We start from the raw sequence: 5,944 nt of genomic DNA, 5'->3' as shown, positions 1-5,944 counted from the left end.
ATGCCGGATTTTCCCGGCAGCGGATCATGCACCAACAGATCGCTGAGGTTGACCAGCTTGCCGACCGCACGCCGACGCCCCAGGACACCGTCATTAACGGTTGCAATCCCGGCACTGTCATAGCCGCGATATTCCAGCCGTTTCAGGGCTTCTACCAGAATAGGGGCTGCTTCATGCTGCCCCAAGACACCTACAATTCCACACATATCTCAGGCCTCGTTTTCGCGGCGAGCCTTCTTCGCCTTCAACATTTCAAACAGTTTTCGCGCGTAGCCGGGTTTGTTTTCCTGCTTGGCGCGCGCCAAGGCCAACGCCTCGGGCGCTACGTCTTTGGTCACCACTGTGCCTGTCGCTGTCATTGCGCCATCGCCCACCGTGACCGGGGCCACGAGCATGGTGTTGGAGCCGATAAAGACATTCGCACCTATGTTGGTCTTGTGCTTCATCACACCATCATAGTTGCAGGTGATTGTTCCCGCGCCGATATTCGTCGCAGCACCCACCGATGCGTCCCCGATATAGCTGAGGTGGTTGACCTTCGCGCCTTCGGCGATTTCTGCATTCTTGATTTCGACGAAATTGCCAACCCGCGTGTTTTCGGCCAATTCTGCGCCCGGACGCAGCCGCGCGTAGGGGCCGACGATGGCACCGCGACTGACATGGCACCCTTCCAGATGGGAAAAGGCCCGGATGGTTGCACCGCTTTCGACACTCACTCCGGGGCCGAAAACCACGTTGGGTTCGATTACTGTGTCACGCCCAATCACAGTGTCTGCGGACAGGTATACCGTATCCGGTGCCATCAATGTGACACCCATATCCAGCAGTTCTGCCCGCGCGCGCGCCTGAAATACGGCGTCGGCGGCGGCCAGATCAGCGCGTGAGTTCACGCCCAGCGTCTGCGCCTCGTCACAGGCGACGGCGGTTACGTTCAGACCGCGGTTGCGGGCGATCTCAACTACGTCTGTCAGATAGTATTCGCCTGAGGCATTGTTGTTTTCAACGGCGTCAATCAGCGAAAAAAGCAACCGGGCATCACAGGCCAAAAGGCCCGAGTTGCAAAATGTTATGGCGCGCTCATCATCTGATGCGTCTTTGAATTCGACAATGCGTTCCAACGTGTCGCCATTCATGACCAACCGGCCATAGCGGGCCGGATCAGCCGCTTCGAACCCAAGGATGACCAGGTCATTTCGGGACCGTGCCTCGACCATCCGCTCCAGCGTATCGGGTTGTAAAAACGGGGTGTCGCCGTAAAGAACTACGATATCACCGTCGAACCCGTCCAGTGCTGTCCGGGCCTGACCAACCGCATGGGCTGTACCCAATTGTTCCTCCTGAACGGCTATCCGGGCATCTTCGTCTTCGTCCTGAGCAACCTTTGCTACAGCTTCGGACCCGTGGCCGGTGACGATCACCGTGCGTTCGGGCGACAAAACAGACCCGGCACGCATCGCGTGAACAAGCATCGGAGCCTGAGCGATGGGATGCAGGACTTTGGGAAGGTCCGAATTCATCCTGGTGCCTTTTCCGGCGGCAAGGATGACAAGGGCAATGGTCATGAAATCGTTTTCTCTTTGTGTTTTGTTGCCGACCGTTTTATCCGCTGGGGGCAAAGGCGCAAGCTGTTCGGCCATCAAACAAGATTGCCGATTGAAACAGGACACGGCGAAAACCTGCCGAAACAGGAGGCAACATGCGGACCGTCATCTTCGATCTGGACGGCACTTTGGCGGATACATCAAGCGATTTGCTGGCGGCAGCGAACCATTGTTTCCGCGAAATGGGGCATGGTGATGTGCTGGTCCATGGGCAGGATGCAGGCATCGCGCTGCGTGGCGGGCGCATGATGTTAACCCAAGGGCTGAAACGCGTTGGAGCTTACGACGAGGACACCGTTCAGGCCTATTATCCGGTTCTGCTTGAGGCTTACGCGCAAGATATCAACACCCACACAAGTTTCTATCCGGGAGCGTTGCAGGCCGTCGAGATGCTGAGTAACGCGGGCTACGGTGTCGGCATTTGCACCAACAAGCCGGAACATCTGGCCGAATTGTTACTGACGCGCATGGGAGTGCGGGACCGTTTTGCATCGTTGGTAGGTGCGGATACGCTGCCGGTGCGCAAGCCGGACCCGGCCCCTCTGCGCGAGGCTGCGCGACGGGCCGGGGGAGATCCAGCCTGGTGCGTGCTGATCGGAGATTCGGATACCGACCGCAATACCGCCCGAGCGGCAGGGGTCCCATCGGTTTTGGTGACTTTCGGGCCGTCAGGGGAGGACATGGCAGCGCTGGAGCCCGAAGCCCTGCTGCATCACTTTGACGACTTGCCCGATCTTGTGCCTGATCTGATCGGTGCGGCAGCCTGAAACCTTGACCGGACCCTGTCGGAGATCCAGAAAAAGACCATGACGGAAACATTCATTGGTAATTTCACGCAGCAGGAACCCCTTCCAGACGACGCAATCGAGGCAGCGCTGGCTGTCCTGCGTCACGGGCGGCTGCATCGCTATAACGTGGTCCCCGGTGAGTTGGGGGAAACGGCCCTGTTGGAACAGGAGTTTGCTGCACAGATGGGGGCCAAGTATTGCTTGGCGGTTTCCTCTGGCGGTTATGCGCTTGCCACCGCGTTGCGGGCCGTCGGTGTGCAGCCGGGCGACCCGGTTCTGACCAATGCGTTCACTCTGGCTCCGGTGCCGGGATCAATTGCATCGGTCGGAGCGCGGGCGATCTTTGTCGGCGTCACCGAAAACCTGACCATCGATCTGGAGGATCTTGAGGGCAAACTGGATCAGGCCCGTGTCCTGATGCTCAGCCATATGCGCGGGCATCTGTGTGACATGGATCGTCTGATGCAGATGTGTGACGCGGCAGGCGTTATCGTGATCGAGGACTGCGCACACACGATGGGCGCGGCCTGGCGTGGTCAGTTGTCGGGGCGGCAGGGGGCGATCGGGTGTTATTCCTGCCAGACCTATAAGCACGTGAACTCGGGCGAGGGCGGTTTGCTGGTTACTGATGACGCGGAACTGGCGGCCAAGGCCACAATGCTGTCGGGGTCATACATGCTGTATGAACGCCATCTGGCAGCGCCGGGACCTGAAGTGTTCGAGCGGATAAAGTACACCACACCCAATGTGTCCGGTCGCATGGACAATTTGCGTGCCGCCATCCTACGCCCTCAGTTGCGGGATCTGGACCGGCAGGTGACACGGTGGAACGAGCGCTATCGCGAGATCGAGACCGGGCTGCGCGGCACTCCGGGCCTGACGATTGTCGAGCGACCCGAAGAGGAAACCTATGTCGGGTCTTCGATCCAGTTCCTGCTGTTGGATTGGTCGCCTGAGCGGATAGCCGACGTTATCAGCCGCTGCGCCGCGCGTGGGGTCGAGATCAAATGGTTTGGCGGGGCTGAGCCAACAGGGTTCACGTCGCGCTATGACAGCTGGAGATATTTTGAAAGCGAACGAATGCCGGAAAGTGATCGTGTTCTGGCAGGCATCATGGATATGCGTGTGCCGCTGACCTTTTCACTGGAGGATTGCCAAGTGATCGCGCGCATCATCCGAGCCGAAGTGGGCGCAGTTTATCAATCCTAGCAAAACAGAGTGCGCTTTCAGCGCACACTCGACCCTTGAGAGCGCCGCCCGGTTTGGGCGGCGTTTCGCGTTTTGGTCCGGGCTTTCACAAAGATTGACCGAAGACAGATTCGCTGTTAGAGATTTATTGAACACTTGTTCATTAATGCGGAGGGAGGACACAGATGTTCATGGCCACGATGAAGTTTGATCTGGGTGAGGATGTGAACGCCCTGCGCGAGATGGTGCATCGGTGGGCGCAGGAGCGTGTCAAGCCGATGGCGGCTGAGATTGATGCCAAGAACAGCTTTCCGAATGAACTGTGGAAAGAAATGGGAGAGCTTGGTCTTTTGGGTGTCACCGTGCCAGAAGAATACGGCGGTGCGGGCATGTCCTATTTGGCGCATACAATTGCTGTCGAAGAAGTTGCGCGCGCTTCTGCCTCGGTTTCGCTGTCTTATGGGGCGCATTCCAACCTGTGTGTGAACCAGATCAAGCTGAACGGTACGGAAGAGCAGAAACAGAAATACCTGCCGCGCCTAGTATCGGGAGAACATGTGGGTGCGCTGGCGATGTCGGAACCTTCCGCAGGTTCGGACGTGGTGTCGATGAAGCTGCGGGCGGAAAAACGCAACGACCATTACCGACTGAACGGCAACAAGTACTGGATCACAAACGGGCCAGACGCGGATACACTGGTGGTTTATGCCAAGACAGACCCCGATGCCGGATCGAAGGGTATTACTGCATTTCTGATTGAAAAAGAGATGAAGGGTTTTTCGACTTCACCCCATTTCGACAAGTTGGGGATGCGCGGGTCGAACACGGCTGAACTGATCTTTGAAGATGTCGAAGTGCCGTTCGAGAACGTATTGGGAGAAGAGGGCAAGGGCGTAGCCGTGCTCATGTCAGGTCTGGACTATGAGCGCGTGGTTCTGGCCGGGATCGGAACCGGCATCATGGCCGCCTGTCTGGATGAGGTGATGCCGTATCTGGCCGAGCGCAAGCAATTCGGCAAACCGATTGGCAGCTTCCAACTGATGCAGGGCAAGATTGCCGACATGTATACCGCGATGAACTCGGCACGGGCCTATGTCTATGAGGTGGCCAAGGCCTGTGATCGAGGAGACGTCACTCGGCAGGACGCAGCGGCGTGCTGTCTTTACGCATCCGAACAGGCGATGGTTCAGGCGCATCAGGCGGTTCAGGCGCTGGGCGGGGCAGGGTTTCTGTCGGATGCACCGGTCAGCCGGATTTTCCGGGACGCCAAGCTGATGGAGATCGGCGCAGGCACCAGCGAGATTCGACGGATGCTGATCGGCCGGGAAATGATGAACGAAATGCGCTGAACGAAAACGCCCCGCAGACGAGTTTGCAGCGGGGCGTTTCGATCAAAGGATCAGAAGCGATGAACGTAGGAAATACCGACCAGCCAAGGGTCGATGTTTGCAGTGCCAATATCGGCTCCGTTCAGCGTGACGTCCGAGTCGATGTCGAACCAGCGCACATTCAGACGGACCGCACCTTTGTCGGTGATCATATAGTCGAGACCGGCTTGCAGCGATACGCCGAAGGAATCATCGACCTTGAGGTTGCCAAGGGCAGATTGCTCGTCAAAGAAGATGGTATAGTTCAGACCGGCACCGACATAGGGCTTCCAGGCGCTATTGGTCGGGAAGTGATAGTTCAGCGACAAGGTGGGCGGCAGATGTTTGACGCTGCCAGCGTCCACGCTTCCGCCCAAGGTGACGTTATGTTTGAACGGGGTCGCGGCCAGCAGCTCGATCCCCAAATTGTCCTGGATGAAATACTCGGCGGTGAAGATCGGGCGCGTATCCGAGTCGATATCGGCGCTAAGGCCGGCCAGAGTTCCGTTGTTGGATTTCGGGTCCAGGTACCCCACACCGATACCGAGAGTCCAATCCCCCTGAGATTGGGCAAACGCAGGGGCGGCCAGAGCCACCAACGCGGTGGAAAGAGTCAAAGCGGCGAGTTTCTTGGTCATTGTCTTGCCTTTGGTTTCGTTGATGACCTTGGTGTTGCAGCGACTGAAATTGCCCACTCTGATCTGCATCAAGTAAACGTGAAAGAACTGGCTGCAGATGAATCGATAAGTGCAGGAAATATAGGGAATAATCACCGTGCTAAGCGCTGAGCGCATACCGGGTTTGCGCCCGGATGGAGGCTGGGATCTGCCGGACAGTCTGAACATGGCGCAGCAGTGCCTGCGGCATGCGGGGGATCGGGTTGCGCTGATCGATTTAACCGGACCGGACCCGCAGCGCATCAGCTATGCGCAGCTGTCGCAAATGACGGACGGAATAGCCCGAGCATTATTGCGCCATGTGCAGCCCGGTGATCGCGTTG

The 5,944-nt window shown here is 57.8% G+C and carries 5 protein-coding genes and 2 pseudogenes; 4 read left to right on the top strand and 3 right to left on the bottom strand.

The genetic code is table 11. The annotated features are described in order from the left end of the window. Both AC2FLZ_RS21585 and glmU read right to left on the bottom strand, forming a co-directional pair. Positions 1 to 206 (bottom strand): annotated as a pseudogene (locus AC2FLZ_RS21585) (glutamine--fructose-6-phosphate transaminase (isomerizing)); the annotation flags it as partial. A 3-nt stretch (positions 207 to 209) separates the two neighbouring features. Beyond that, positions 210 to 1,562, bottom strand: a complete 1,353-nt coding sequence (glmU, locus tag AC2FLZ_RS21580) for a bifunctional UDP-N-acetylglucosamine diphosphorylase/glucosamine-1-phosphate N-acetyltransferase GlmU (protein ID WP_496809147.1) — start codon at positions 1,560 to 1,562, stop codon at positions 210 to 212. Positions 1,563 to 1,696: 134 nt separating this feature from the next. Between glmU and AC2FLZ_RS21575 the strand changes: the two genes are divergently transcribed. The 3 genes from AC2FLZ_RS21575 (at position 1,697) to AC2FLZ_RS21565 (ending at position 4,926) form a co-directional block, all read left to right on the top strand. Then, positions 1,697 to 2,368, top strand: coding sequence for an HAD-IA family hydrolase (locus AC2FLZ_RS21575; protein WP_480516372.1), 672 nt, complete (start codon positions 1,697 to 1,699; stop codon positions 2,366 to 2,368). Between the two features lie 39 nt (positions 2,369 to 2,407). After that, complete coding sequence (locus tag AC2FLZ_RS21570; RefSeq protein ID WP_480476061.1) at positions 2,408 to 3,598, top strand: DegT/DnrJ/EryC1/StrS family aminotransferase; 1,191 nt, start codon at positions 2,408 to 2,410, stop codon at positions 3,596 to 3,598. Between the two features lie 164 nt (positions 3,599 to 3,762). After that, positions 3,763 to 4,926 carry an isovaleryl-CoA dehydrogenase gene (locus tag AC2FLZ_RS21565; RefSeq protein ID WP_267362877.1) on the top strand — a complete coding sequence of 388 codons (1,164 nt, stop codon included), beginning with the start codon at positions 3,763 to 3,765 and terminating at the stop codon, positions 4,924 to 4,926. Positions 4,927 to 4,976: 50 nt separating this feature from the next. Here AC2FLZ_RS21565 and AC2FLZ_RS21560 read toward each other — a convergent pair whose 3' ends face one another. Beyond that, a complete protein-coding gene (locus tag AC2FLZ_RS21560; RefSeq protein ID WP_209504463.1) occupies positions 4,977 to 5,582 on the bottom strand; it encodes an OmpW/AlkL family protein in 606 nt (201 codons plus the stop codon). Between the two features lie 136 nt (positions 5,583 to 5,718). Between AC2FLZ_RS21560 and AC2FLZ_RS21555 the strand changes: the two are divergent. Next, a pseudogene (locus AC2FLZ_RS21555) lies at positions 5,719 to 5,944 on the top strand (AMP-dependent synthetase); the annotation flags it as partial.

The sequence above is a fragment of the Ruegeria sp. YKSF131 genome (assembly GCF_059612645.1).
Note: the sequence above shows the minus strand (reverse complement) of the source record. Positions and strands in the feature narration are given on the sequence as shown.